Genomic DNA, 24,630 nt, shown 5'->3' on the forward strand with positions numbered 1-24,630 from the left:
AATTATTGGGAGAGGAAAACTTTGTAAGCGCGGTACGCACTCCATACATCCATTTTGCTTGTTATCTCATAGGGTGAGTGCATACCTATAACTCCAGGTCCCATATCAACGACATCCATTCCATACTTTGCAAAGAATTTCGCTATGGTGCCACCGCCACCTTCATCCACTTTACCTAGCTCAGCCACTTGGTAAGGCACTTTATTCTTTTCATATAGGGCTCTTATCTCAGCCATGAATTCCGCAGTGGCCTCGCTTGAACCGTACTTGCCTCCATGGCCCGTGTATTTGGATATGACAACACCATAGCCCGCTTTAGCTGCATTGGGGATATCATGCACACTCTTGAAAATCGGGTTTATGGCTGCACTAACATCCGCGCTTATTGCCTTACTCTTATAGAGAATCTCAAGGAACTCTGCATGGGTGTAATCTGGCTTTATCATACTCAAAACTTTAGCGAAAACATATTCAAGGAAGTTACTTTGAGCACCGACATTTCCATCGCTACCGATTTCCTCCTTATCGTAGAAGAATGCTATGCTCGTGTAGGTGGGGTTCTCAACCTCAAGAATGGCACGGAAAGATGTGTATGCGCATATTCTATCATCCTGTCCATAGGCACCAACCATACCGCGGTCAAAACCAACATCTCTGGGCTCTTCTGCAGGCACTATTTCCAAGTCGGCGGAATTGAAATCCTCCTCATTTATCCCATATTTCTCATTGAGGTATTTCAGCACATAGGTTTTTACCTTCTGCTTTACATCTTTATCATCTATTGGTATATTTCCAACTACAAGCTGGAGCTCTTCACCACGGATTCCATCAAATAACTTACGCTCTCCTTGGACCTTTCTTGCAAGATGCGGCAAGAGATCAGGAATCACGAATACAGGATCTCCGGGATTATCGCCCACTCTTATATCTATCCTCTTTCCATTCTTGGTGTATACAACTCCGTGTATTGCCAGAGGCCTAGAAACCCACTGGTACTTCTTTATCCCTCCGTAATAATGGGTTTTGAGAAGAGCCAAAGATGAATCAGAATCTTCCCATAGAGGGTTCGGTTTTATATCAATTCTTGGAGCATCAATATGCGAGACAACCAATCTGAATCCTTCAAGGGGCTTTTTACCTATAACTCCAAGGGCAAGGGTTTTTTCTCTGTTCATTATATAAAACTTGTCTCCTGGAGCCAAGCTCTTCTTCTTGCTTATATCTTTGAATCCTTTCTTCTCAGCCAAAGATATCATAAATTTCACAGTTTCTCTCTCGGTTTTAACCTCTTTCAAAAACTCTTTGTAATCATCAGCAAATTTCATTGCATCTTTGATTTCCTTCTTTTTCAATGTGAGCCACATGCTCTCTTTCTTCATGCTTAATTTCTCTTCAATACTCTCCTTTTTCTTCGCCATAATATCACCTCTATTGCGTGAGCATGCATTCGCTTAATTTAAAACTTTTGAATGTTTTTATTTTTCAACTTTTATGGCAGCATAGCCCACCACTTCATTCATAGGCTGTATATCTCCGCTTGTAGCATATTTTAAAAGAGTGGTCTTTCCTCCTATAGCTGTGAGCATAGCTGCCACGGGTCCATATCCGCACATGGTTATATTGTGTTTATAAATCACATCATAAAGACCCTTTACATCCCCATTTACTATCCTCTCTATTGCCATATAATCGTTTGTGTACGCTTTATTCTTGGGCACATAGTGAGAGAAATCTGATGAAGCAATTATAACAACATCCTTATCTACAATTGCCTCTTTTATTATCTCTCCAACCTCTATCGCAATTTCATAATCCTGCAGCAGCATCGTTATCGGTACAAATTTTATCTCCTTCTTGAAAAATTGCAAGAATGGAAGTTGTACTTCTATGCTATGCTCATATCTGTGTGCATAACCATCTATATCTATCACTCCCTTAGCTATGTCTTTTGCCAACTCCCTATCTACCTTCACTTTTCCAAAGGGAGTGAGAAAATCCTCCAATGCGATTGCAACTCCAGAGCCCACCCCATAATGGTTTGGACCTATAATTATAAAACTCTCTGGAAAACCATCCAAGGCGAGGGCATGATAAAAATGAGCTGCTACTGGACCCGAGAACATATAACCAGCATGTGGCACTACCCCTCCTTTTATTTTTCTTTTCCCATCGGGTATCAAAGAGGGAACCGATCCAGGACCAATGGGATGGATAAAAAGTTCGTTTAGCATTATTTCTAATTCCTTTCTCTCCGCTGGATAGAACTGCCCTGCAACTGCTGGGTACCTCATAGCGGTGCCTCAAAATCCTCTATAGTGTATTTATATTCCTCGTTGTTCTTTATTATTCCCTTTTCTTTAAGTATCTCTCTTGCAAGAAGCCAGTAAATTAGAGCGAGCGCCCTTCTGCCCTTATTATTTGTGGGTATTATTAAATCTACATAACTCGTGCGGTTATTAGCATCGCATAGAGCAATTATGGGTATCTTTGACTTAACTGCCTCCTTGAGAGCTTGAGTATCTGCAGCAGGGTCATTAATGAGTATAACCTTTGGCTCTATATAATTTGAAAGTTTTGGATTTGTGAGTGTACCTGGTATAAATCTTCCCGGCATCACTTTGGCTCCCCCGATCGCTTCAGCGAATTTTATTGATGGCTTCTGCCCGTACTGCCTTTGTGATACAACAAGGATGTCTGCAGGATCGTATCTTGCAAGGAACTTTGCTGCCATCCTTATCCTTTCATCCGTCTTTGTTATATCAAGCAGATAAAGTCCATCGTTTCTAACCTTGTAGATGAACTTCATCATATCCTTGTTTCTCACTTGCGTTCCTATATGCACTCCTGCTGTGAAATATGTATTTTCATCCACCAGTAATTCTACCATTTTTACTCACCTTTTAGTTCCTCTTCAATTCTTATCATCTCATTCAATTTGGCTATTCTCTCTCCCCCTATTGCACCAGTCTTTATAAACTCTACGCCAAATGCAACTCCAATATGCACTATGCTCGTATCGCATGTCTCCCCACTTCTATGGGAAATCATAGTAGCGTAGCCATTATCTTTTGAGAACCTTATTGCCCTTATGGTATCGGTTAATGTTCCTATTTGATTTGGCTTTATGAGAACTGTATTTGCAGCCCCTTTATCCACGCCTATTTTTATCCTCTCCACATTTGTAACAAATATGTCATCACCAACAACATAGGCAATGTGCCCAATTCTCCTGGTTAATTCGGCAAAACCATCAAAATCCTCCTCATCCAGAGGGTCTTCCACAAGATAAATGCCATAATTCTTAACTATATCTTCCACAAAATCAATCTGCTCCTCAGGAGTTAAAATTTTATTTTTATAATGATACTTTCCATCTTTGTAGAACGAGGAAGCTGCAAAATCCAGTGCTGGCTTAATCTCTATTCCATATTCCTCGCCCACTTCTCTTACTGCATCTACTACAACTTCAATGGCCTCAATGTCATCCATGGGTGCAATCCATGCCTTTTCATCTCCCAATCCTATGGAGATATTGGGAAATCTCTCTCTTAATTTCTCACCAACCTTTTTGTGAACGAGAGCATTGGCAAACACATTATCCTTTGCAGAATCGCTAAGTGCCATTGAGAGCATTTCTTGAATTGTTGTGCCTCCCACAGCATGCTTCCCCCCGCCGAGCACATTGCCCACTGGCTTTGGTATCCTATTTGCAAAAGCACCCCCAAGATATTGGTAGAATGGTAAGCCCATTGAGTTTGCAGCAGCCTTGGCCACAGCTAAAGATATGGCAATTGCTATATTTCCCCCTAGCATTGAGAAATCGTCAGTACCATCAATTTCGTGAAGCATGGCATCAATATCCTCCTGCTGAGTTGAATCCATGCCTATAAAATTGTCCATTCTCTCCTTAAAATACTCAATTCCCTTATCAATACCCCCTACAGGGTAAGCCTTAACTTCATGCTTTCCCGTTGATTTTCCAGCTGGAGCTGCAGCTCTACCATAACCATTTAAAGTATAAACTTCCACTTCCACTGTTGGATTGCCCCTTGAATCAAGTATTTTTCGCAATACAATATCCTCAATTAGTGTCATATTCTACACCTCTTTAAGTGGGCTATGCCCATCATATATTTAAAGTTTGCAAAATTATTTTAACCCGTAATTCATTATTTTCTCATGGAGCTGATGAGCACCAACGCAAAGGGAAAGAACATCAAGGGCAAGAAACTCCTGCTTTATGGCTCATGCCTTGATGAGAATCCCCAATATTTGGGAGGTTTTGAAGATTATACCAAACTCTCTTTCTGCCCCGAGAAAGAGCATATAAATATGGCATTTTACAAGTTAATCGCCATGATGTCAGTTGCAGAAGAATTAGTAGTTATAACCACTGATGGTTCTCCACATTGTGTGCAGATGCACTATATTGCCGAGGATGTTCTCAAATATTCCGAGAGAAAATTCCCACTCAGGCATTTCGTTGTGCAGAATGGTAAAATGGTAGAGGTCTCTGCTGAGGATGTTAAACTCTCTCGATACCTTTCAAAGATAAAAAAGTTGAGAGGCTCTACCTGAACTTCGGCCTCTGAGAGAGCATGGGTGGTAGAGGAAGCTTTCTCTTTGGCTTTCCTTCCGTGTCCTTTTTTAGAAGAGCCAAGAGCTCCTCCCTCTTCATCTCCTTTACACCGCCACCTCTTATTCTCACCGTTAGTATGTCCTTTTCTTTCTCCTTCTCACCTATGACCACAATGTATGGTATCCATTCCTTCTCAGCATCTCTTATCTTGCGAGATACGCTGAGATCTCTATCGTCTATATCCACTCTGAATTCCTCACTCCTAAAATAGTCCATCTCTTGAATAGAGCATCCTATGAAATCATCTTTTACAGGTATGATGCGAACTTGAGTTGGACTGAGCCATACAGGCAGCTTTGGTTTCTTTCCCATCTTCGCATCCATGTCAGCCTTCTCCAGCATAGCATAGAGAATTCTCTCAACCGCCCCGCTTGGTGAGCAGTGAAGGATATATGGATATCTCTCATTTCCATTCTCGTCATAATATGTAATTCCGTATCTTTCTGCGTTCTCAACATCTATTTGCACAGTGCTCAACGCCGCTGCCTTGTTTAATGAATCCACAAAATTGAACTCGAATTTCAGCACGAAATAGAAGAAACGCTCGTCCCACATCTGTATTAACACAGGTCTATTCACGAGTTTAACAAGCTCTCTGATGAAATCTTTGTTCTCCTCGTAGAAATCTCTCGTAAAGCGTATAGCAACTTCGTAATCTCCAAGCTCTAAACCAAAATCCTTCAAGACCTCTATAGCCATTTCATACTGCCTCTTGAATTCCTCCATTGCCTGGGGCATGTCCGCCGCTAAAGTGTGCATATCTGGCATTGTGAAAGCGCGCAATCTTCTCAATCCAGATAGCTCTCCCTTTTGCTCCCTTCTAAACGCATACTTTGCCATCTCGTAGAGCCGAAGAGGGAGATTCCTGTAGGATATGGTAGCATCGTGCATCATAAGAAACTGTCCAAAGCATGCTGCAAAGCGTAGGAAGTACTTGTCCTTGCCGCTCAAAACTATGTATTGCCTAGCTGGAAATCTGTTAAGATATGATTTCAAAGAGGGATGATTGAAATCGTACATTATTGGAGTTTCAACCTGCATAGCACCGTAATCTATTACTTTATTCTCCACATAATCCTCTATAAGAGCTTTAATCAATTTCCCCTTTGGATAGTATCTCATATTTCCAGAATCGCTGCCTGGCTCATAATCTGCCAGTTCCAAAGAGCGCATTAGCTTTACATGAGGAGGAATTTCCTTAGCAGCTCTCGTACCAGAAATCTCATAATCTACAAATTTTTTAAGATTTGGATATGAGGAATAATCAAAATCATCCACATCGTATAATTCTCCATTCAGGTCCATAATATACCAGTATGTTGTTCTCTTCTCCGCTTTAAGTGCCTCACTCTCCTCCTCTTTTGCTTCTCCCCTTATTTCTTTGCTCAACTCGCTCAAGGGATGTCCCTTGCAAGATATAACAAAGCTCTTATACCAGCCAAATGGGGCTCGATGCACCTCGTATTTTTCACTGAGCATTTTTTCCAGTTCCTTCAGTACTTTCATGGCCTCTCCTGGTGAAGCAAGCTTATTGCTTAGGTGGGCATAAGGATACAAAACTATTCTCTCAGCACCAACTTTTTTTGCCACATCTTCTATTTCTACCACGGCCCTATCCAGTATGGAAGAATCACCCTCCTCCACGGATATGAAGGGAACAAGACATTCCTCGTATCTCTCTTTTTTCTCTATTATTTCTTCAGCATCCTTCATCGCTTTACTTTTTGCCTCGTACTCTATGTAGTCCGCATGTATGAAAAGAACTCGCATGTATGGTGATTTTTCACATAGTATAAATTGTTTTTCTTTGAAACATAGTTTTATATCCCTTTAGCATAATGACGCTGTATGGATGTAGTTTACATACTTCAGGGAGCGCTTGCACCTATTTTGCTCATCTCTGCTGTCGGGCTACTCCTCTTAGGTTTGGGAAACAGAATAGGAAGAATAATAGATCGCATAAGAAAATTCTCTGATGAGGTGCGAGGTGGAGAAGTATCTGAGGAGAGGTGGAAAATAATTCAAGTTCAAAAAAATACTCTCTCAAATAGGCTAAAACTATGCAGAAACGCTATGTTTTTCTACTATCTCACTATCCTTTTTACTTCTGTATCATCAATAATGTCATTTCTTCAGTTCTTTCATCATTCATTTGGGTATCTGGCAGTTATAGCCCTAGCTTTGGCGCTATCCTCGCTATTCATTGGAATAGTTTACGCATTGTATGAGGTTTTATTCACATACACTGCAGTTATGCAAGAGGCAAAATTTTACTTGGATGAAAATCGTTAAATACTCAAATGGGAATTTGGAGATATGAAAATTTGGAACAGTCATATCATAATGGACAAGAACATTAAATGGAAAGATCTCGAACCCGTTTGGGGAGAGATGCTGAGAATGTTCTTTGAAGAAACCCGCCAATTTAGGGATGACCCTGAGCAGATTGATATAATTGTGGAAGAGAATATGGTAGACATAAAGAACAATCGAAAGCCGGAGGGATACAACAGGGAAGGGAGAATGAGAATCATTGTGCCTATAAGTGACAAAAGGGAATTTTTCATATATAGAGGAGTTTACAGCGATGAGGTAAGAACAGTAACTGAAAAAGTGAGTAAATTCTTGGCGGAGAACGGAATAAAACATAAGGTAGAATGGAACGATATGCTCCTTTATCATATGAAGAAGAGGCGCAGATGATGGAAATAAAAGACATAATGAACAAAGATGTTATCACCTTGTCCCCTGAGATGACGATAAAGGATGCATATGAGCTATTTGTAAAAAACCATATAAGTGGAGCACCTGTGGTTGATCCCCATGGTAAACTTTTGGGAATACTGACAACTAAAGATATCTTGAAGATTATAAAGAATCGTATGGAAGATATCGGAATATATGTCTTTCCCACACCATTTGATTTTATGGAAGTTTTACCCATTGAAATACCAGAAGAGAGTAAAGCCACATTTGAGAGCATTGCAAATACTAAGGTAGGAGAGATTATGGAGAGAAGAGTGCATTATGTAAATCCAGATACCGATATATACGAAGCACTTGAGCTTCTAGTCAAAAAAGGTATCTCTAGGTTACCAGTTGTAAATGAAAATAAAAAGGTTGTTGGAATAATAACAAGAAGCGATGTTCTCAAAGCCCTAGCAAAATCAAATGAAATTCCCTAAAAGATATGCTGCTATCAATCCTATTGTGATGAATATAATAAACGGGATTTTTGGCTGGATCCATACTCTATCCCTTCCTATTTTCTTCAATTTATCTATATCCTCTTTTGTATGGGAGCTGGGATGTACATAGAGTACATGCTCCCCATTTTCCACTCTTTCCATTAGCCAAACATGCTTTTTATCCACCTCCTCTATTGGAATTCTGTAACCTATGAACATCTCTGGAAATCCAATATCTCTTCTCGCTAAATTTCTGAAGAATAGATATAGAATAAACATCAAAGCAGCAATGGCGGCATAAAGCAAGGTGAGAAACGCAAATGGAAATGTTAACTCTACAATTTCAATATAGGGTGGAACAAAAATGGGAAATCCAAAGAACGAAGGATATATTGGTTGAAGAATTGCAATACTCATAAGAGCTCTCGTATCCGCTCGGCCTCTGATTACTTTAATCTTGTGAAGCACTCTAAAAATTATCAGGAGTATGAACATAACAAGTAAGGGTGAAGGAGCATACGAAATTATAGAGTATACAAAAATGCCAAAGGCAATGATCCATAATGCGTATTGTATATACTTCTCTCTTCCTTCCCATTCAAAAAACCACTCATAGAAGAGTATAATTGAGGGAATAAGAGCTATGATACCTATAAGAGTTGGGTATTGATAGATATCAAGTCCAAATGCAATAAACCCGAGAATGAACCATATTGTAGGACTTATTAACCTATCTTTCCAATCCTGATATGATGCAATTGCGAAGAACGGGATAGCTATGAGGAAACGTGCCAAATCAATATAGCTCATAAATGAGCATATTAAAATAGGTACAAAAAATTTGCCACAGAATACCCAGCGCTAATAATCACAGATGAATTTATAAGGGCAAAATCTACAATTTTCACCCTTGTTTGCAGGAAAATCTTCATTTTTTATTCCTTTACCCACTTTTATCACATCTTCCATAATCTCATTTAATACATTGAAATTGAACTTCACATCAATTATTTTCCCATTTTGGAGATACACCAATCTCCCACGAGGAATGATATAATTCTTTAAGTAGAATATCAAGGCGTAAAATGCAAGTTGCAAATAATAATCCTCCCTTTCTCCCCCTGTTTTTAATTCAAAAATATCGTTCTCACTTATAATGTCAAACCTTCCATAAATAAGCAAGTCATCAATCTTTGCATTCATCCATTTTTCTACATTGAAACTTTTCAAATTAAGTGCCTTGGCTATTTTGATGGAATTCTCTATTCCCATTTTTATCTTATTCACATAATCTTTCTCATCTCTCCACAAGATTATTTTATCTGAGAGTGAGGAATAGTAGGCAACCATATCATCAAAATCCTGAAAATCATCTTTTATTTCTTTTGCAGAAATTAAGATAGATTCTCCTTTAATTTTCTCCCAAATTTTATCCGCATCCACACTTTCATTTTCCCCATTTAAAACTGAGTAAAAATAGTTGTGCAGGTAATTTCCCACTTCAGAATCCGCATACCTTAACTGTGGGATAGGATATACCCTCTCATAATAATATTTTCGAGGACAAGTTTTATAAGACATATATGCACTATAACTCAACTTCATGGAAGTAATGAATATCCCCCCGTATCTATTGCATTCTCTATCTCTCTTTGCAAAAACTTCCTTACTTCTATAAATGCCTCTTCTATTTTCAATCCTTTCGCTATGAAGGATAAAAGAGAGGAAGAGTAAGCACAGCCAGTTCCATGCACAATTTTATTGATTTTTGGCATACCATATGATTTTATTTCATCGCCAAATAAATAATCTCTTCCATTCAAATGTCCTCCTTTTATTATTACATATTTCCCATATTTATGTGTTAAAATTTTACCAGCTGATATAACATCACTTTCATTCTTTATTTTGATACCTGCAAGTTTCTCCGCCTCAGGAACATTTGGAGTTATTACCTCTGCAATCTTGAGCAACGGCTCAATATCTTCAATTTTATTTATGGTCTTTCCATTTTTCGCTGTGAGAAGGGGATCAAAAATCAAAAACCAATCATATTCTCTAGCAAACTCTACAATTAAATCTACCGAAGTGCCAAGCATACCTACCTTTACAAATTTTATCGGAAAATCTTCCATTATGACTTTGAGCTCTTGCTCCACAACATTTGAACTTAGGACTTTAAAGCCATCAAATCCCCTTGTATTCTGATAGGTTAGCGCAGTTGCTACTCCCAAACCATAGAATCCAAGCTTGCGAAAGGTTATTATATCCCTAATCACACCTGCCCCAGAAGTGGGATCAAAGCCAGCAATGCTTAAAAGGTACTCCATACTTGCTCATCGTATACCATTATAAAAACTTGTTCACGAAAGAAAGTGTTAAATACCCCTTTTCCATACTCGGCAACATGACTTTCCAAGAGGCTGTGAATAGGCTACTTAACAAAAAAATATGTATGAAATGCCACGCAAGGAATCCGCCAAATGCTACGCGTTGCCGTAGATGCGGTAGTCATGACCTTAGGCCTAAGGCCAAAGAGAGGAGAGGAGGTAAATAATTTTATTCTTCTCCATAAAATTCTTTAAGTTGCCAAAGCACATAGTTTCTTATATCATCCACTGATGGATATTCTCCCACGGGCTCTCCATCTATTAAATAGGGCTTAAGCATATTTTCCAACTTTCCTCCGCAAACTGGGCAGGTATCCATATGCTCTTTATAACTCACAAAGAATCTGCCGCAGTTCTTGCACCTATATACTTTCTTTGCGCCACTGAACTTTCCCTTCTTCGCCATGGGTTTTCCCTCAATTTCAACTATATCCATAGCATAATCTATTGTTTTTGCATTGCTTAGCGATGTGCCAACTCCAAATCCTGTTGCCCCCGCATTTCTCAATCTCCTTACACTATCCTCATCCAATCCACCGGAGACAAATATGCCCACATCTTTGTAACCTCTTATATCAAGTTCCCATCTAACTTCCCTTATTATGTCTTCAAAATTGCCTCTACGAGATGATGGTGTATCCAATCTAACTGCTACAAGGTCTTTCAAAATCTGTGCGGCCTTTATTGATTCGAACTTCTCATCACCAAAAGTGTCTATAAGTGCTATTCTGGGCACTCCTTCCTCTACAAATTCATCAAATTTCTTCCATGCTTCTTCCTCACCCAGAGTTAGAATCAAAGCATGGGGCATTGTGCCACTTGGTTTCTTTCCTATGTGCTCTGCACCTATTATGCTTGACACACCATCACAGCCACCAATGTAAGAAGCTCTATCAATTAAAGGTGCAATTGCAGGGTGCATTCTTCTTACCCCAAAGGATAAAACTACATAATCGCCCGCTGCTTGCTTTATCCTTGCCGCTTTCGTTGCTATTCCTGATGCTTGGCATATAAATCCGAGCATTGGAGTTTCATAAACTGCAAATTCTTTGTAATCTCCCTCGATCGCCATTACAGGTATCGGAATACCATTTTCATCTCTCCTTGGAAATATCGTGCCCTCAGGCAATGCGTAGAGATTTACATTTTTCCCCTTTAAAAGTTCTATGACTTCATCAAGACCTGCAAACACAACCCAATCGTAGGGTGGATTAGCCACCGTGAATTCTGCATACACCTTCTTTTTTATTTTGTTTCTTTCAAGTATCTCTTTTGTTCGCACAAAATAAACATCAGTGGTTCTGCCATTCCTTATATCATCCTCATTAGCCATATGAAATTTCATAATTCATCACTCTCCACTATTTTTGCTCCATAAATTCTCTTCATATATTCTATCGCCCTTTTATGCGCATCTTCACTTGTACCACTGCAAGCATCCTCAATTATATGCACATTAAAACCTCGAGCAAACGCACCAAAGGCAGTGTGTTGCACGCATATATCTGTGGCAACCCCACATATGTACACATCCTTTATCCCCCTCTCCTTCAATATTTCTGCAAGAGGGGTGAATAAAAATCCATCATACGTGTTTTTCTCAATTACTACATCTCCTTTTTTCGGCTCAAGATCCCCCACTATCTGCGAGCCCCAAGTATTTTCTATGGCATGGTCTCCCCAAACTTCAAGCTCTGCATCTCCTTTTTTATGAGAATCTTTGAGGTATATTACCAGATTCTCATCCCTAAATTTTTCTGCTATTGCCTTAATTTTTGGAACTATATTCTTGGCACTCTCGCTTCCAAATTTCCCATCAACGAAATCGTGAATCATATCAACTATGAGTAAAGCTCGCATAGATGAATAAATCTCCACATTTACTTAAATTTTGCCTATTCTTCCTTCCACAAATGCAAGTTCCCGTGGGGCACTCTCTCAAGCACATCTCCCTTCAATTCCTCTATGTATAACTCTGCAACGAATACTGTAGCTTTGAGAAGATGCCCTCCTTTCACACTTCCGTCCTTGTACCCCAAAATTGCATGGATATGGGAGAATGGCTTTCCCTCCTTTATGCTAACATTCCCTGTGGCTAGGAGAAGCTCATGCACATCTTCTACCGCGATCTCCTCGTATTTCCCCTTGCTAATATCGAAGTACCCCAATTTTGCTTTCTTTAAGGAGCCAATAGCACTCAGAGTTGCCATCTTTATTCCATTCTTGTCGCAAAATTTATTCACATAGCTTACCAGCTCTTCATCCTCTGGAACTCTAAAAAGAAATGTTCTTCCCTTTTCATACTCCATTTACATCACCAGGAGAAAATGCCCTTGGTGGCATAAATAATTTACTCAAAATCAAACAGCGTTTTTTTCTTTTTCTCCTTGCCAAATGCACCCAAGCTTATCTGCCTGCTTCCAGTGAGCAGATTTTCCTCATCCACACCAAAAACATCCGTAATCCTCGCTAATGTCTCTGCCACTCTCCTTGCGTAGTACCTGTAATCTGGCTTCCTATTAAATTCCATTCCCGGTATGTAAGGCTCTACATCCTGCTTAGAGCCCCTTGCATTGACCACAATCCATGCAACTTTCATTCCGGGTATGAATTCTTGCCCCATCTTTATCAATTTTCTTGCTGCTTGAACATTGGGCATACTATCTGGATTCTTGTAGAATTTGAAATCTTTCACAGTCCGAGATATGACCAAGCTTTCAATGGGCACTTTTCCAGCGCGAACCTTAGATACTATTTCTCTCGCCAATTCTATGGCACCTTGGATATCCCCATCCAAAATTTTTTCAAACACAGCTCTCTGTGCCTCGCTCTGCAAATCAAAAGAGTCAGTGCGGCGAATCTCGTAGCCGCGAACAACCATATTGCCCTTCTCCTCATCGGGCCATATTATCCTGCCCACATACCTCTTCTTTGCCCCATGCGAAAAGAATGGCTCAAGAATTTTTTCAAATTCTAAAATTAACTTCTCTCTCCTTGATATTTCCTCCGCTTTTCTCATTCCGAACTCAATCGTATTCTCTAAATCCTCATATGGAGATTGGAAGAAAACACTATCTGTGTCTCCATAAACCACTTTTATTCCCTCGCTTTCAAGCTCTGCAATTATTCTCTTTATTGTGTCCCTTGCAAATGCGGTTATGCTCGCCCCAATATCCGGATTTGTGAATCTGTAAAATGATGATGCTAAAACACCATAAAATGTGTTCATAAGTATTTTTACCGCCTTCTGCAAGCCATTATAATAATCTCTATTATCAGGGTCTTCCTTCATTTTCCGCTTTAACTCATCCCTCTTCTTCATGAGCTCTGCAAGAAGTTTTGGTATAAGCCCTTCTCTTTTCTCCTTGCTCAAAAATCTCACACCTGTAGGGCTCACTATGTCTCCATCTTTACTAAGCGTAGTGAAGCAGATATTGTACTTTATTATGATGCTTGGATACATACTCTTGAAATCTAAAACACATACCCAATGATAGAGACCAGGCTCTATTGTATGCACATAGCCCCCTTCTATCTTCCTGCTCTTTCTCTCCTGCCCTTGTAAAGGCACACCTATATTATGTCTATCTGCCTCCCTTATCAGCAGGGAATCTACCCAAGTTGAAGTGCCTGAATGTATAACATCCTCCAGCGGAAATTTTGTAACTGTGGCTAAATCAAGGTATTTATTTATTATTCCAATCTGAAGTAGAATTCTCAAAGCCAGCTCAGCATCTTTCTTGCAATACTCTATGACCTTTTCCTTATCTTTTTCCCACTCCTCGTCAATATTCGTTCTATCAACATCCAGCTTTCCCTCGCCAAATAAGTGCATGGCCACAGCTTGTAAAGTTTCTTGCTTTAATCGCAACTCTTTCTTCACAGCCCACCATGCATCTTCTATCACCCTTCCATGCAATCTCCAGAATTGCCCCACAATCCTCTGAGGCTTGCTCTTGTCTCTCCCTATCAAAAAATCCATCCCGTACTTCTTGTATCTCTCCGATAATAATTCTAAATCATAACCATCAATATTGTACCCCGTGATTATATCCGGGTCCTCTTTCCATATCATCTCAAGAAATTTCCACAAAATATCTTTTTCATCGCCTTCAATGCTTTCTTTCCTTATCTCTCCATTTTCCCAGATGGCTATGCCTATGGTGAATATCCTGCCATTCTTCATAGAGTTCTCTATATCAAAACTGAGAATTTTCAATGGTGGTTTAAAATCTCCAATGTTCTCAAATTTTTCTGCATTTACTACGAGTTCCGTCGTGTATTTCCCCTTTTCTTCCTCCTTTCCATAAACTCTCACGCAAGAGCCAAGGTCAAAATCGTATATAAAGCGCTGATGAAAAGGAATATCAGCGGCGAGAACATCGCAGAACTCCAGAGCCTCTCTCCTATACCTAGGAGTTTTCCAAGGGGAATGCAAAGTGACTTTAACACATTTCCTCACCTTGCCCTTGTGCCATAACTCCACCTCTTCCATTTTGTATATCTCTGGGTCCTGCGAGAATTTCTCTAAAATCGTGGATGGTGGTTCAACAAGGTAGAAGTAGGGCTTAAATCCCTTGTACCGAACCACTATACTTTTTCCTTCCCTCGTCTTTCCGTATAGTTCTACAACTACCCCATCTTCCTCTCTCGAATACGAAGCTGTTAGTAGCCGAACATCCCAGTACACATATAAACATCGCATTGGGGGATATAATTGTTGCGATTAAAAGGTTAGAACCCTCCCTACAGCCCAGTTTGTAAAGTAGGATACCATTATGCCTATCCAGACAAGCATGGAGAAATGCAGGTATATGCTATGCTTATGCGAACCGCTTACGATCTTTATTATCATTGAAGAAACGAGAGCATGGATAACTAAGAGAAGAAGAAATACTACATTTGCGGTTTGAATTGGAAAATGAGCGGATAAAAGTGGAATATGTATGTATTTCTCCAGATTCACAGGATAGTATTTTATCATCGAGGCCATCATCTTCATCAGGTTAAGGGTTGTATAAAGAGTAAAAGCCATGCCTACCATAAGGCCATAGAGTATACCTGTTAAATTGGCTGCCGATTGGAATCTCTTCTTTCTCAAGCCTATCATCCTAACATAAGATTCACTTATTATCTTGGAAATCCTTCTTGGATTTCCACCCATATCCAAGCCCGTGACAAACATATCTGTGAATTTTGAAATTAAATTGCTCCCCGTCTCTCCTGCAAAATAGCGCCAGGCCATTTTCTTGTCTATTCTTGTCAGCAGTCTCTTATATAAAGTGTCGATGTACTTCGTTAGCTTTCCAAAATCATGCTTTCTCAATCTCTCCATGGCTGTAACATCACTGCCCTTCGCTTCAATGTAGCTTCCAACCGCACGGATAAATGCATCATAGTTAGTATCGCAATTAATCAAATCACTCTCTGCAGTATGAATTAAATAGCCAGGATAGAATAAAGGCACGATTGATATCGCAATCACAAGGGCCAATGGTAATCCTAAAAAATATGTGATTAAAAATAGAATTATAACGGCAAGGTATGTGAAGGGAAGCACCCTAAGAAGTTTCATCTCATGTGGAGAGCGCACATCTTTTCTATTGTGCCAAACCTCATCCTCAGGTAATCTCACTTTAATAGCATAGAGCATTATACTCTCCACAGTCAAGAATCCTAAGAGGGTGAGGAAGAGGAATATCGTCATATCACCTGTGGTGAACATGGGCAGGATAGCAACGAATACTGCAAAGAATAGCATAGAGATGAGCATAGATACGAAAGTTTCTTTATAGACATCCATTTGAGATAGGGCAGCTTCATATTTTATGGCATATGTCTCCATAACCACCGTTCTCTCCTTCTCCAAGAACACTTCAAAATCCTCACCTGCATCTGCACTATGGGCCAAGCGATCTAAGAAATCTGCAAGCTCTACACTTGGACATTTCTTAGCAACTATCCTTGTAGCATCGGGCAAGCTCAAATTCCAGTACTCCATAAGATTGTATATTTTTGCAACTTCATCGCTTAGGGCCCCATACTCCCTAACTTCCGAGAGAATTCTGAAAATCTCCTTTCTGGGTAATCTTGTAGATGCCAGAACGGCCATTCTTGTGATGAATAGATGCATATACCTTTCAATTTCCTTCTTTCTCTTCTCTCCCTTCAGCAATGGGAAAAACATAACGAGCATTACGCCAAAAGCTGGAATCATATAGAGTATGATTATGAAAGGAAATTGTGTGAAAAATGATATGGCTATTGAGAGGTATATAGTTACAAATATCGTTGTTAAAAGTATGGGCATAGCGTACATCATTATATATTTGCGCCAAGGAATGTCGAAAGAGGCGTATAACCTTGCAAATTTCTCCATGATCCCTGCCATTTTTATCACACCGTGAATGGCAGTTTCTCCACTCCAAATTTCTGAAAATCCACTATTATCTTCACCACATCCCTATATCGGAATATGTTGTGCTCGATCATCTTCTTGATTATCTTTGCTCTGAGGAATAAATCGTTGTATATCTTGCGCGGGTCATCATAACCCAAGAGTGGTGCAATTTTCTCCTCAAGGATGTATGAGTTATTCAAACCCCTGAATATATGCTCATCCCTGAGCGGGTCCCATACAAAAACTGCCTTTGTCATAACGCCTCCAAGCTCGCTCGAATAACCCAATATCTCTTCCACGGAGAGTACCCTTCTCAAAGTTCTGCCCTTTAAATACACAGCTTGCTGGAAAACACCTATGTTTAGATTATCCATAAATGTAACAGGCACGCTAATTGGAGGAGAGCTTAAACGTTGTATCATTCTCTTAATGGATGATGCGTGAAATGTAGCCATAACCGGGTGTCCTGTCTGCATTGCTTGGAAAGCCACATTACCTTCTGCCCCTCTTATTTCTCCCACAATTATGTAATTGGGCCTACTTCTCAAAGCGGCTTTTAGTAAATCGAACATTTCTACACGAGATTCTTCGGGACCAGCTTCACGGGTTAACAATCTCTGCCAAATCTCGTGAGGTACATGCACCTCGGGCGTATCCTCCGCGGTGAATACCTTGTAATTATATCTTATAAACGGAATTATAGCGTTAAGCGTTGTAGTTTTACCGCTTGCAGTTTCTCCTGAGATGAACAGGCTCTTCCCATACTCAATAGCCATCCATAGATAAGCTGCTATCTCGGCCGAGAATGTTCCCCACTTCACCAATTGCGTCACGCTCAATGGCTCTGCCGCAAATTTTCTTATTGTGAAAGATGCACCCTTAATACTAACATCATCCGCATAGATAATATTAATTCTGGAGCCATCTGGCAAAGCCCCATCTACTATTGGTCTTCCCGTGCTAACAGGTCTGCCCATTCTCTCGCTCATTCCCCTCAAATAAGAATCCAATTCATCATAACTTGAAAACTGCACATTTGTCTCCATAGTCTCAAATACTTTGTGAATCAGATGCACTGGCTCTATTCCTATGGCATGGATATCTTCTATGTAGGGATCCCTAAGCAGTGGCTCTAGTGGGCCACTTTCAATTATATCCCTCTTTAGATAATACTCAATTTTATCGTATTCCTCTTGCGTAACAGCTACTTTTATTTTTCTGAACATGCTCATAAAACCCTTCTTCTCTTCAAAGGGCACCGGCTCTTCCACAAGAACAACAGAATCCTTGAGCAATCTCTCTAACTGCCTTTCAAACTCCTCCTTGGTCTTATGGGGCGGCTCGTATCCTGCCTTTATGAATATCAATTCCCTGATCTTATTGTATTTTATTTTCTCCTCATCGGTAAGCTCTGGCTGTATAACACGATATTTTCTATCTCCTCTCCTCCCGTAAATGTGGATGAATATGGGGTCTCCCACAGGGTATATCAGGTTGACCCAGTCAAGGTCTTTCATATCCCTCGATAGTTGTTCATAGAACTCGGGTGTCTCGTTTAATTCTTTTCTTACTTTTTCTATGTACCTTCCTAAATGTGGATTTCTCTTTATTGCCAGGTCAACCTTCATCCCCATGGCCATTTTTATCACCCCTTTACGAGATTGCCATTATCTCCAATATGATCCCGGTTCCAGCTTCAACTCTGAATGCTATAGTATTCTCAACTCTGCCCTGAGCATTTGCGTATCTTCTAACAAAAGCAATTCTGTTCACCATTCCCCCTATTTTGTTTATAGAAGTTTCCAGATATACATTAGCTGCTGCCCTAAAAGGTGCCAATATCTCTTCTTTCATCACCCCCTTTTCCACATTCAATATTATAGTTCTATCAAGAGCCATCAATCTTTTAAAGAATGAAAGCAACTGCACAGAGCGTGATTCAACATTTAAACTTGCCTTTACCAAGGAGGATAAGGTGTCGATTATAATTATGTCTGTTTTGAATAGAGAAGGTGAGGACATCAATCTACCCAGGAAATCCTTTCTATTGCGCATATTTCCAATTATAGGATACACTGGAACAAAAACAAGGCGATTATGGAGCAAGAAACTCGCAATTGGATAGTTTAGAGAGTACATCTGCTTTATGAAATCTCTCACAGTTAACTCTGTGGATATTATGGTAACAGTATGCCCATTCATCAAAAATCCATAGGCAAATCTTTGCGTTAATGCGCTCTTACCGCTACCGTTCTCTCCCTCAATCAAAACTAATGAGCCCTCTGGAAATCCTCCCCCCAAGCGCGAATGCAGTTCATCCCTCTCAATTTTTATCCTGTACATAGCTCACACCTTGAAGTAGAAGGTATCTGATATTCCGTTTTCAAGCACAACCTTTACCACATGATCCCCCGATGCAAGATCCACATTAACAGTCAGAGTAATCGTATCTCCTGGCATCCATGTATCATTGCTCACCGTGTAGTTATCCTCATTTATACCGTCTATGAGAATAGTTATATGGGCTGTACTCAATGGCACCTTTCCCGTATTCTTGAGATAGAGAATCAATGGGTTATTACTCATATGAGTAGGATCGTTGATTATCTCAAAGCTTCCAGAGAGCTGATCTGCCAGCATATTTCCTCTATCCTGTATACCATTTGAGATGTTTAGTATGGCATTAGCTGCCACTCCCACAAAGCTAGCGGCTATTACTACGGAAGCGATGAAGAATATTATATGAGTGGCACTTGTGCTCAGACCCATGGTATCACCTCACAGATACCCATAGAACTCGTTACCATATTCATCAACAATCTTCACCCTATAACCCATATTCATAGCGTACAGCCCTGAGGAGCTAAGGTATATCTTTCCATAGATATCGATGTTCCACGCTATTTCTTCCAACTCTATATCTTGCACAAACTCTTCGCCCTGATAAATTAATATTTCGTTGTGATTATTTAGAACGAATATGAAAGATCCCTCCATACTTTGCGAAGCTGCTATCTTAGTAGCATTATTTATTCTCCAATCGGTAAAAGAATACACATAGGCGCCTGAGGATGTATAAGCGTATATCTCATTCCCTTCAAGCACATATACATATTTTCCTATGGCCACATCCTTTCCCTGTGATATTGAAATCTGATTAAGCAAATTGCCGGATGAATCAAATATATAAAGAGTGGTATTCGAAATCCCATAAACTCTTGTATCGTTGGCAGCAATGGCAATTATACTCAAATTCTCTCCAAAAGCGCCGAGATAATATCCAGAAGAATCGTACTCTAAGATTTCCGTGGAATTTAGTACATAGATATGCTCACCACAACTAATATCCAGTGGATCTTTTATCTCCCTATACCAAACCATGCTACCTTCATAGGAATAAGCAGTTATCCCTGTAGAATTCAAAATGTATATTTTATCCCCCTCGGCGGAGGCAATAACATCATCACCAACATCCATTTTAAACTGGATTTTATGATAATTCCCAAGAGAGTAGGATGAATTCACAAATATCTTTTCATACTCCCCTGCATACCAATAGGCTGCGGAATTAAACTCCATAACACTACCATTTACAAGCACTGTGGTGGCATTCATATCCAAAGTGTATGGACCCTTATTATAGCCCCAAACCTCAATTTTTGAGGAATTGTAAACCACCCTATCAATTTCTATTACATTCTTAGAACCCTGGAGAATTTCGCTTCTATTTTCCATTCCTTGATTTGTGAGGGTATAGGAATAAATCAGGCTATTCAAGAGAGTTACAAGCATCATTATGGAAGCCGTAAATAATATCCCATAGGCAGCTGTTGTGCTAAGTCCCATATCACATCAACTCCACATATCTTGACACATAAACTGAAGGTGTGGTAATTTGCTGAAAAGTCGATACACCATGCTTGGGTATGATCTTAATACTGAGATATGTCTGAGGCAATAGAGCCAAGCCATTTGCTGTGGCATTAAATGATAAGGCAACTATATCTCCTGCACTGATTACATAATTACTCAAAGTTTTTGGAGATAGGTCTCTTATAACTCTTATTCCAAAAACCCCTGCGCCACCCTGCGGATTTGCACCGCCATCGAAACTAACGGAGGAATTGAACACCAAGTCCACGGAATTTTGACCATCACTAACCTCTAAAATCACATCTTCCAAATTCACTGGAGGGCTACCTGGGATTAATGATACTTTTATATCAATCCAGTCAATCTGGTCGTGATAAGGAGGAGTCGTGCCCCACTCATCATTGTATCTGTAGCCACCCATAGATATTATCTTAAATCCTGTTGAAACATCTTGAATCGCCACATTCCCTGTATCTTCTGCCTGTTGCTGAAGTTGGTATGATATTTGTATAAGTACAACAGCTGTTACTGCGGAAACAATGATCATTGCTATGAAAATTATGAGCGAGCCAATGCCGAATTCTCCCTGTTCCCTCTTCATCACCCTCTTCATATTTCACATCACCTCTTGCATCACCTCCCATGGTGATCAGTGGAGGAGAGCCATAGGCTCTCCTCGAGAGAGGCCCGAGGTGATATCGCTATCACCTGCGGGCATTCAGGGCCTCTCTCAAAATTCAAAAGGATATAGGGTATTAAAAATTTTTTCACTGAAATTTATAAATTGTTAAACATAACAGATACCCAATGGTGATTTTCAAAAATGATTTTCAATTCTAAACCCATCTTTACTTATTTCCACCTTGTAAGCTTTGCCACCCACCTCTTCTATTGCCTTTGCTACTTCATCTTGCTCATCGGTAAGTGCTATTATTGAGCCACCTCCACCTGCTCCCGTCAATTTCGCCCCATACGAGTGCTTTAGGGACGCGTTTATCATTCTTTTTAGCATGGGGTGATTCACACCTAAGATAGTGAGAAGTTTATTATCCTCGTTCATAAGCTCTCCTATTCTTTCATAATCCTCATCCTGCAAAGGTTCTATTGCTTCCATAGTTATTTTTCCTATATCTCTTATAACATCCCTGGCAAAGGAGTTCCAGTTATAGAACCTGCGCACTTTATTTACCATATCCTTTGTTGAGCCCTTTATACCGGAAAAGCCAACAACGAGTTTTAGTGAAGGGACTTCTATATGATGAATGTACCATTTCAACTCCCCCTTTTCCACTTTCCATAGAAAATGGTCTTTCTTCTCCCTATGCACCAAAATGCCTTTACCATGTGTCACGGTGCTTGTATCAATGGGACTTGCACTTCCCTGAGTTCTATACTCCACTTCAAATCCCAATTTGGCTATTTTTTCCTCTTTTAGTTCATCTTTCATAGCCAAGAGCGCAGTGAGCATTGCAACGGTTATGGAGGCTGAGGAGCCCATGCCTGATGCAGAAGGAACCTCGCTCTTTGTTTGTATGTCCAACGGCTCTCCATCCCAGCATAATTTTATTGCATTCTTGATGTATGAATGATACTTATCGCTCATAGGATAACCATTTACCCTATACTCCTCGCTTTTTTTTATTTTCACATAGGTTCTCAAATTTATTGCCACAGCTATGGCAGGCTCACCGTAGACAACAGCATGCTCGCCGAATAATATGACTTTAGCTGGTGCAGATGTTTCCACGGAAGATTATTTGCATTATGATGATAAACATTTCCCTCATAAGCTTAGTTCAACTTTATCTATTCCCTTCAATGCATTTCTTATCAGCCCTATTGTATTTTCTAAATCTCTTTTATCAATCATCTCAACGCTTGAGTGCATATAGCGAAGAGGAATAGAAATAACTACAGTGGCAACTCCCTCACGAGACAATTGAATGACATCGACATCCGTGCCACTTCTGCTTGGATTAGGCTCAATTTGATAAGGCACTCCGTTTGCACTATTGATGAAATGCTTTACAAGCTTTGGATGAGCCGTTGGCCCTACTCCAATTGTGGGTCCTTTGCCAAGCTCTACAGGCATCTCGTCCTTACCCATTCCGGGCATTCTTGCATGGGTCACATCAATCGCTATACCTATATCTGGCTCCACTCTAAATCCAGAGACCTTCGCCCCCCTCAATCCAACTTCTTCTTGCACTGTAGCTACAAAATAAATTGTTGTCTCGCTTTCCAAATCTTCCATTACTTTCAAAAGGGTGTAAATCCCGGCTCGATCATCTAAAGCCGTTGCTACAATCCTATTTCCAATCTCGTAATAATTCGGCAAGAAAGAGCCAACATCCCCTATACTTACCAAATTCTCTGCCTCTTCCTTCTTTTCTACTCCAATATCCACCCTTAAATCCTTTATTTCTTTTTTCTCTGCTTTCTTCTCTATGTGGGGCGGCTTCTCACCTATGACTCCGTAAACATAACTACTTTTCCCTCTTATTCTCACAATTCTTGATCGCAGCGTTATTGGATTCACTCCACCCATTGGCGAAATCACAAGGTATCCATCCTCAGTTATACCTCTGACCATAAAGCCAATTTGGTCCATATGTGCCGCTAAAAGCACTTTTCTCTCTCCTCCTTTTTTCACGCCTATAACATTTCCAAGGGTATCAACTTGTACATCATCCACATATTTTTCCATATGTTCTTTCACGATTTCTCTTATTTCCCCTTCATATCCCGGCACTCCAAATGCTTTAACCAATTTTTCGAGAAGCATAATGAAGGTATATCCCCATGTATCTTAAATTTTGGGTTGAAAAAATTAAATAAAGGCAATTGTATTACAATATCTATGTTTGAGATGAACATAAAAATTGTGGACCCTATGCTACACGATAACAATATTGATTCTGTGCTTTTGAATTTTCTGAATTCGATTGGCTATATGCCAAGAGTGGACCCTCAGAGGGATTTTAGAAGGGCAATAAAGAGTGTGCCCTATAGATTGTTTAAGGAATGCTTTCTTCTCAGGCCTGATAGGGAATGGAGTGTGGAAGAGCTTATTGCGTATCTCAATACCACTAGAACCACTCTTTACAGGCATTTGAACAAATTGAAATCAATGGACATTCTTGATGAAAGGCAGGAGGGTATGAATAAATTGTATCGCTTAAAATATGGTAATTTGGAGAGAGCATGGGTATTTGTAGAGGCAAATGTTAAATTGGCAATGGAGAATTACAGGAAGATGGTTGAGCATATTTCCAACTTGGCAGGAGGTGAGAAGGTTGAATAAATTAACTATTGGCTCAAAATGCGTAATATACTCAGTGGCATCCCATGACTCAATAATGAAAACTACAGGAATATTTAGGGGTTTTGTGGCTCTGGGAGAAGACACTTCTCTAAGCATAGAGCTTGGAGAGGAGCATGGGGAGTTAAAAGGTAAAATACGCCTAATACCCATGGGCTCAATAGCGGCTGTGGATGTGATAGAACTTGCCGAGGAAGAAGAGGAGGAAGACGAGGGCGAGAAGATTTATTACAGTTGAATAACTGCGACATCCTCGTAAATTGGCCCTTTGGGAGTTAGTGTGCTATTTTTTATTTTTACCTCTCTGACATCCACTTCCCCAAATTTCAAATTTTTGAATCTATCATAATTCATTATGGATACTCTCCCCTTTGCCCTAGCCACAGTGAGATGAGGTACATAGCCTTTCTCTCTCTCAAATCCAAGCTTGGATAGTTTCTCATCTATGCATTTTGCCATTTTGACTATGGGCTCGTAGCCATCAATGCCGATCCAAATTACCCTAATGTATCTCTCATTTGGGAAAAAACCAACGCCTTGCAAGGATATTTTAAACTTATCCACTTTACACTCTTCCACGATTTTTTTTATTTTTTCTATTAATTTTTCCTCTATCTCTCCCAAAAATTTCAGGGTTATGTGCATATTCTCCTCTTCTACCAATTTTGCCCTGCCCTCTATGCTTTTTTGCAATTCCTCAATCTCTCTAAAGAACGGAATTTCAATGGCTATGAATGTGCGCATATTTGCTAATCGCATTGGAGGTTAAAAATATAACGCAAGATTTTTTACCCTTTATGCATTTAGGCAATCGGTGA

28 protein-coding genes are annotated in these 24,630 nt (G+C 39.9%); 7 read left to right on the forward strand and 21 right to left on the reverse strand.

Translation table 11 applies throughout. From position 1 onward, the window contains the following. Positions 1 to 2: 2 nt before the first annotated feature. From ABOO_RS06565 to eno, 4 genes are read right to left on the reverse strand one after another with little or no spacing between them, the layout of a single operon-like run. Complete coding sequence (locus ABOO_RS06565) at positions 3 to 1,418, reverse strand: aminopeptidase (RefSeq protein ID WP_008083778.1); 1,416 nt, start codon at positions 1,416 to 1,418, stop codon at positions 3 to 5. 57 nt (positions 1,419 to 1,475) lie between these two features. After that, the gene (locus ABOO_RS06570; protein ID WP_008083772.1) at positions 1,476 to 2,291 is read right to left on the reverse strand and encodes an MEMO1 family protein; all 816 of its coding nucleotides are present in this window, start codon (positions 2,289 to 2,291) and stop codon (positions 1,476 to 1,478) included. Further along, on the reverse strand, positions 2,288 to 2,887 hold the full coding sequence (rpsB, locus tag ABOO_RS06575; RefSeq protein WP_008083920.1) for a 30S ribosomal protein S2: 600 nt from the start codon (positions 2,885 to 2,887) through the stop codon (positions 2,288 to 2,290). The genes ABOO_RS06570 and rpsB overlap by 4 nt, the downstream gene beginning before the upstream one ends. A gap of 2 nt (positions 2,888 to 2,889) precedes the next feature. Continuing rightward, on the reverse strand, positions 2,890 to 4,095 hold the full coding sequence (gene eno, locus ABOO_RS06580) for a phosphopyruvate hydratase (protein WP_008083912.1): 1,206 nt from the start codon (positions 4,093 to 4,095) through the stop codon (positions 2,890 to 2,892). An 84-nt stretch (positions 4,096 to 4,179) separates the two neighbouring features. On the opposite strand from eno, the gene ABOO_RS06585 reads away from it, so the two are divergent. Continuing rightward, positions 4,180 to 4,578, forward strand: a complete 399-nt coding sequence (locus ABOO_RS06585) for a hypothetical protein (protein ID WP_012997388.1) — start codon at positions 4,180 to 4,182, stop codon at positions 4,576 to 4,578. Here the strand turns inward: ABOO_RS06585 and ABOO_RS06590 are convergent. Beyond that, entirely contained in the window at positions 4,571 to 6,409 is a 1,839-nt protein-coding gene (locus tag ABOO_RS06590) for a threonine--tRNA ligase (RefSeq protein WP_008083937.1), read from the reverse strand. The genes ABOO_RS06585 and ABOO_RS06590 overlap by 8 nt on opposite strands. 78 nt (positions 6,410 to 6,487) lie before the next feature. On the opposite strand from ABOO_RS06590, the gene ABOO_RS06595 reads away from it, so the two are divergent. From ABOO_RS06595 to ABOO_RS06605, 3 genes are read left to right on the forward strand one after another with little or no spacing between them, the layout of a single operon-like run. Then, complete coding sequence (locus tag ABOO_RS06595) at positions 6,488 to 6,931, forward strand: DUF2721 domain-containing protein (protein ID WP_008082824.1); 444 nt, start codon at positions 6,488 to 6,490, stop codon at positions 6,929 to 6,931. 24 nt (positions 6,932 to 6,955) lie between these two features. Further along, entirely contained in the window at positions 6,956 to 7,342 is a 387-nt protein-coding gene (locus ABOO_RS06600; RefSeq protein WP_012997389.1) for a hypothetical protein, read from the forward strand. After that, positions 7,342 to 7,824, forward strand: coding sequence for a CBS domain-containing protein (locus ABOO_RS06605; protein ID WP_241209825.1), 483 nt, complete (start codon positions 7,342 to 7,344; stop codon positions 7,822 to 7,824). The genes ABOO_RS06600 and ABOO_RS06605 overlap by 1 nt, the downstream gene beginning before the upstream one ends. Here the strand turns inward: ABOO_RS06605 and ABOO_RS06610 are convergent. From ABOO_RS06610 to thiD, 3 genes are read right to left on the reverse strand one after another with little or no spacing between them, the layout of a single operon-like run. Continuing rightward, positions 7,807 to 8,637: an A24 family peptidase C-terminal domain-containing protein gene (locus ABOO_RS06610; RefSeq protein ID WP_008083856.1), complete on the reverse strand. Its 831-nt coding sequence runs from the start codon at positions 8,635 to 8,637 to the stop codon at positions 7,807 to 7,809. The two genes, ABOO_RS06605 and ABOO_RS06610, sit on opposite strands and share 18 nt — an antisense overlap. Before the next feature lie 51 nt (positions 8,638 to 8,688). Then, the gene (locus tag ABOO_RS06615) at positions 8,689 to 9,432 is read right to left on the reverse strand and encodes a PD-(D/E)XK nuclease family protein (protein WP_008083963.1); all 744 of its coding nucleotides are present in this window, start codon (positions 9,430 to 9,432) and stop codon (positions 8,689 to 8,691) included. Next, positions 9,429 to 10,157 carry a bifunctional hydroxymethylpyrimidine kinase/phosphomethylpyrimidine kinase gene (thiD, locus tag ABOO_RS06620; RefSeq protein WP_008083822.1) on the reverse strand — a complete coding sequence of 243 codons (729 nt, stop codon included), beginning with the start codon at positions 10,155 to 10,157 and terminating at the stop codon, positions 9,429 to 9,431. The genes ABOO_RS06615 and thiD overlap by 4 nt, the downstream gene beginning before the upstream one ends. Positions 10,158 to 10,234: 77 nt before the next feature. On the opposite strand from thiD, the gene ABOO_RS07920 reads away from it, so the two are divergent. Further along, complete coding sequence (locus tag ABOO_RS07920; protein ID WP_012997391.1) at positions 10,235 to 10,384, forward strand: 50S ribosomal protein L40e; 150 nt, start codon at positions 10,235 to 10,237, stop codon at positions 10,382 to 10,384. 2 nt (positions 10,385 to 10,386) lie between these two features. Here the strand turns inward: ABOO_RS07920 and ABOO_RS06625 are convergent, their stop codons facing one another. From ABOO_RS06625 to ABOO_RS06680, 12 genes are all read right to left on the reverse strand, one after another. Next, the gene (locus ABOO_RS06625; RefSeq protein WP_008083841.1) at positions 10,387 to 11,562 is read right to left on the reverse strand and encodes a nicotinate phosphoribosyltransferase; all 1,176 of its coding nucleotides are present in this window, start codon (positions 11,560 to 11,562) and stop codon (positions 10,387 to 10,389) included. Continuing rightward, positions 11,559 to 12,077, reverse strand: a complete 519-nt coding sequence (locus tag ABOO_RS06630; protein ID WP_008083848.1) for a cysteine hydrolase family protein — start codon at positions 12,075 to 12,077, stop codon at positions 11,559 to 11,561. Before ABOO_RS06630 ends, ABOO_RS06625 begins: the two co-directional genes overlap by 4 nt. A 35-nt stretch (positions 12,078 to 12,112) precedes the next feature. Continuing rightward, positions 12,113 to 12,526 carry a PPC domain-containing DNA-binding protein gene (locus ABOO_RS06635; protein ID WP_008083924.1) on the reverse strand — a complete coding sequence of 138 codons (414 nt, stop codon included), beginning with the start codon at positions 12,524 to 12,526 and terminating at the stop codon, positions 12,113 to 12,115. Between the two features lie 41 nt (positions 12,527 to 12,567). Beyond that, positions 12,568 to 14,907, reverse strand: a complete 2,340-nt coding sequence (locus ABOO_RS06640) for a DNA-directed DNA polymerase (protein WP_008083815.1) — start codon at positions 14,905 to 14,907, stop codon at positions 12,568 to 12,570. A 36-nt stretch (positions 14,908 to 14,943) separates the two neighbouring features. Then, positions 14,944 to 16,608 carry an archaellar assembly protein FlaJ gene (gene flaJ / locus ABOO_RS06645; RefSeq protein WP_012997393.1) on the reverse strand — a complete coding sequence of 555 codons (1,665 nt, stop codon included), beginning with the start codon at positions 16,606 to 16,608 and terminating at the stop codon, positions 14,944 to 14,946. A 5-nt stretch (positions 16,609 to 16,613) separates the two neighbouring features. Next, the gene (locus ABOO_RS06650) at positions 16,614 to 18,257 is read right to left on the reverse strand and encodes a type II/IV secretion system ATPase subunit (protein ID WP_008082833.1); all 1,644 of its coding nucleotides are present in this window, start codon (positions 18,255 to 18,257) and stop codon (positions 16,614 to 16,616) included. A gap of 13 nt (positions 18,258 to 18,270) precedes the next feature. Then, complete coding sequence (arlH, locus tag ABOO_RS06655; protein ID WP_008083219.1) at positions 18,271 to 18,960, reverse strand: archaellum protein ArlH; 690 nt, start codon at positions 18,958 to 18,960, stop codon at positions 18,271 to 18,273. A 3-nt stretch (positions 18,961 to 18,963) separates the two neighbouring features. Beyond that, positions 18,964 to 19,386 (reverse strand): flagellar protein G, encoded by a 423-nt coding sequence (locus tag ABOO_RS06660; protein ID WP_008083233.1) that lies wholly within the window; start codon positions 19,384 to 19,386, stop codon positions 18,964 to 18,966. 9 nt (positions 19,387 to 19,395) lie between these two features. Further along, positions 19,396 to 20,463 (reverse strand): hypothetical protein, encoded by a 1,068-nt coding sequence (locus tag ABOO_RS06665; RefSeq protein WP_008083807.1) that lies wholly within the window; start codon positions 20,461 to 20,463, stop codon positions 19,396 to 19,398. A gap of 1 nt (position 20,464) precedes the next feature. Then, positions 20,465 to 21,103 carry a flagellin gene (locus tag ABOO_RS06670; RefSeq protein ID WP_008083866.1) on the reverse strand — a complete coding sequence of 213 codons (639 nt, stop codon included), beginning with the start codon at positions 21,101 to 21,103 and terminating at the stop codon, positions 20,465 to 20,467. A gap of 204 nt (positions 21,104 to 21,307) precedes the next feature. After that, positions 21,308 to 22,237, reverse strand: a complete 930-nt coding sequence (gene mvk / locus ABOO_RS06675) for a mevalonate kinase (RefSeq protein WP_008083833.1) — start codon at positions 22,235 to 22,237, stop codon at positions 21,308 to 21,310. 36 nt (positions 22,238 to 22,273) lie between these two features. Continuing rightward, positions 22,274 to 23,275: a M42 family metallopeptidase gene (locus ABOO_RS06680; RefSeq protein ID WP_008083752.1), complete on the reverse strand. Its 1,002-nt coding sequence runs from the start codon at positions 23,273 to 23,275 to the stop codon at positions 22,274 to 22,276. A 75-nt stretch (positions 23,276 to 23,350) separates the two neighbouring features. Here ABOO_RS06680 and ABOO_RS06685 point away from each other — a divergent pair, with 75 nt between their 5' ends. After that, positions 23,351 to 23,794: a helix-turn-helix domain-containing protein gene (locus ABOO_RS06685; RefSeq protein ID WP_008083774.1), complete on the forward strand. Its 444-nt coding sequence runs from the start codon at positions 23,351 to 23,353 to the stop codon at positions 23,792 to 23,794. Beyond that, positions 23,778 to 24,050: a hypothetical protein gene (locus ABOO_RS06690; RefSeq protein WP_236614100.1), complete on the forward strand. Its 273-nt coding sequence runs from the start codon at positions 23,778 to 23,780 to the stop codon at positions 24,048 to 24,050. The genes ABOO_RS06685 and ABOO_RS06690 overlap by 17 nt, the downstream gene beginning before the upstream one ends. On the opposite strand, the gene thpR is transcribed toward ABOO_RS06690, so the two are convergent. Then, positions 24,041 to 24,571 (reverse strand): RNA 2',3'-cyclic phosphodiesterase, encoded by a 531-nt coding sequence (gene thpR / locus ABOO_RS06695; RefSeq protein ID WP_008083872.1) that lies wholly within the window; start codon positions 24,569 to 24,571, stop codon positions 24,041 to 24,043. The genes ABOO_RS06690 and thpR overlap by 10 nt on opposite strands. Positions 24,572 to 24,630: the final 59 nt, after the last annotated feature.

Origin of the sequence: Aciduliprofundum boonei T469, from assembly GCF_000025665.1 — an archaeon.
Lineage (GTDB): Archaea > Thermoplasmatota > Thermoplasmata > Thermoplasmatales > Aciduliprofundaceae > Aciduliprofundum > Aciduliprofundum boonei.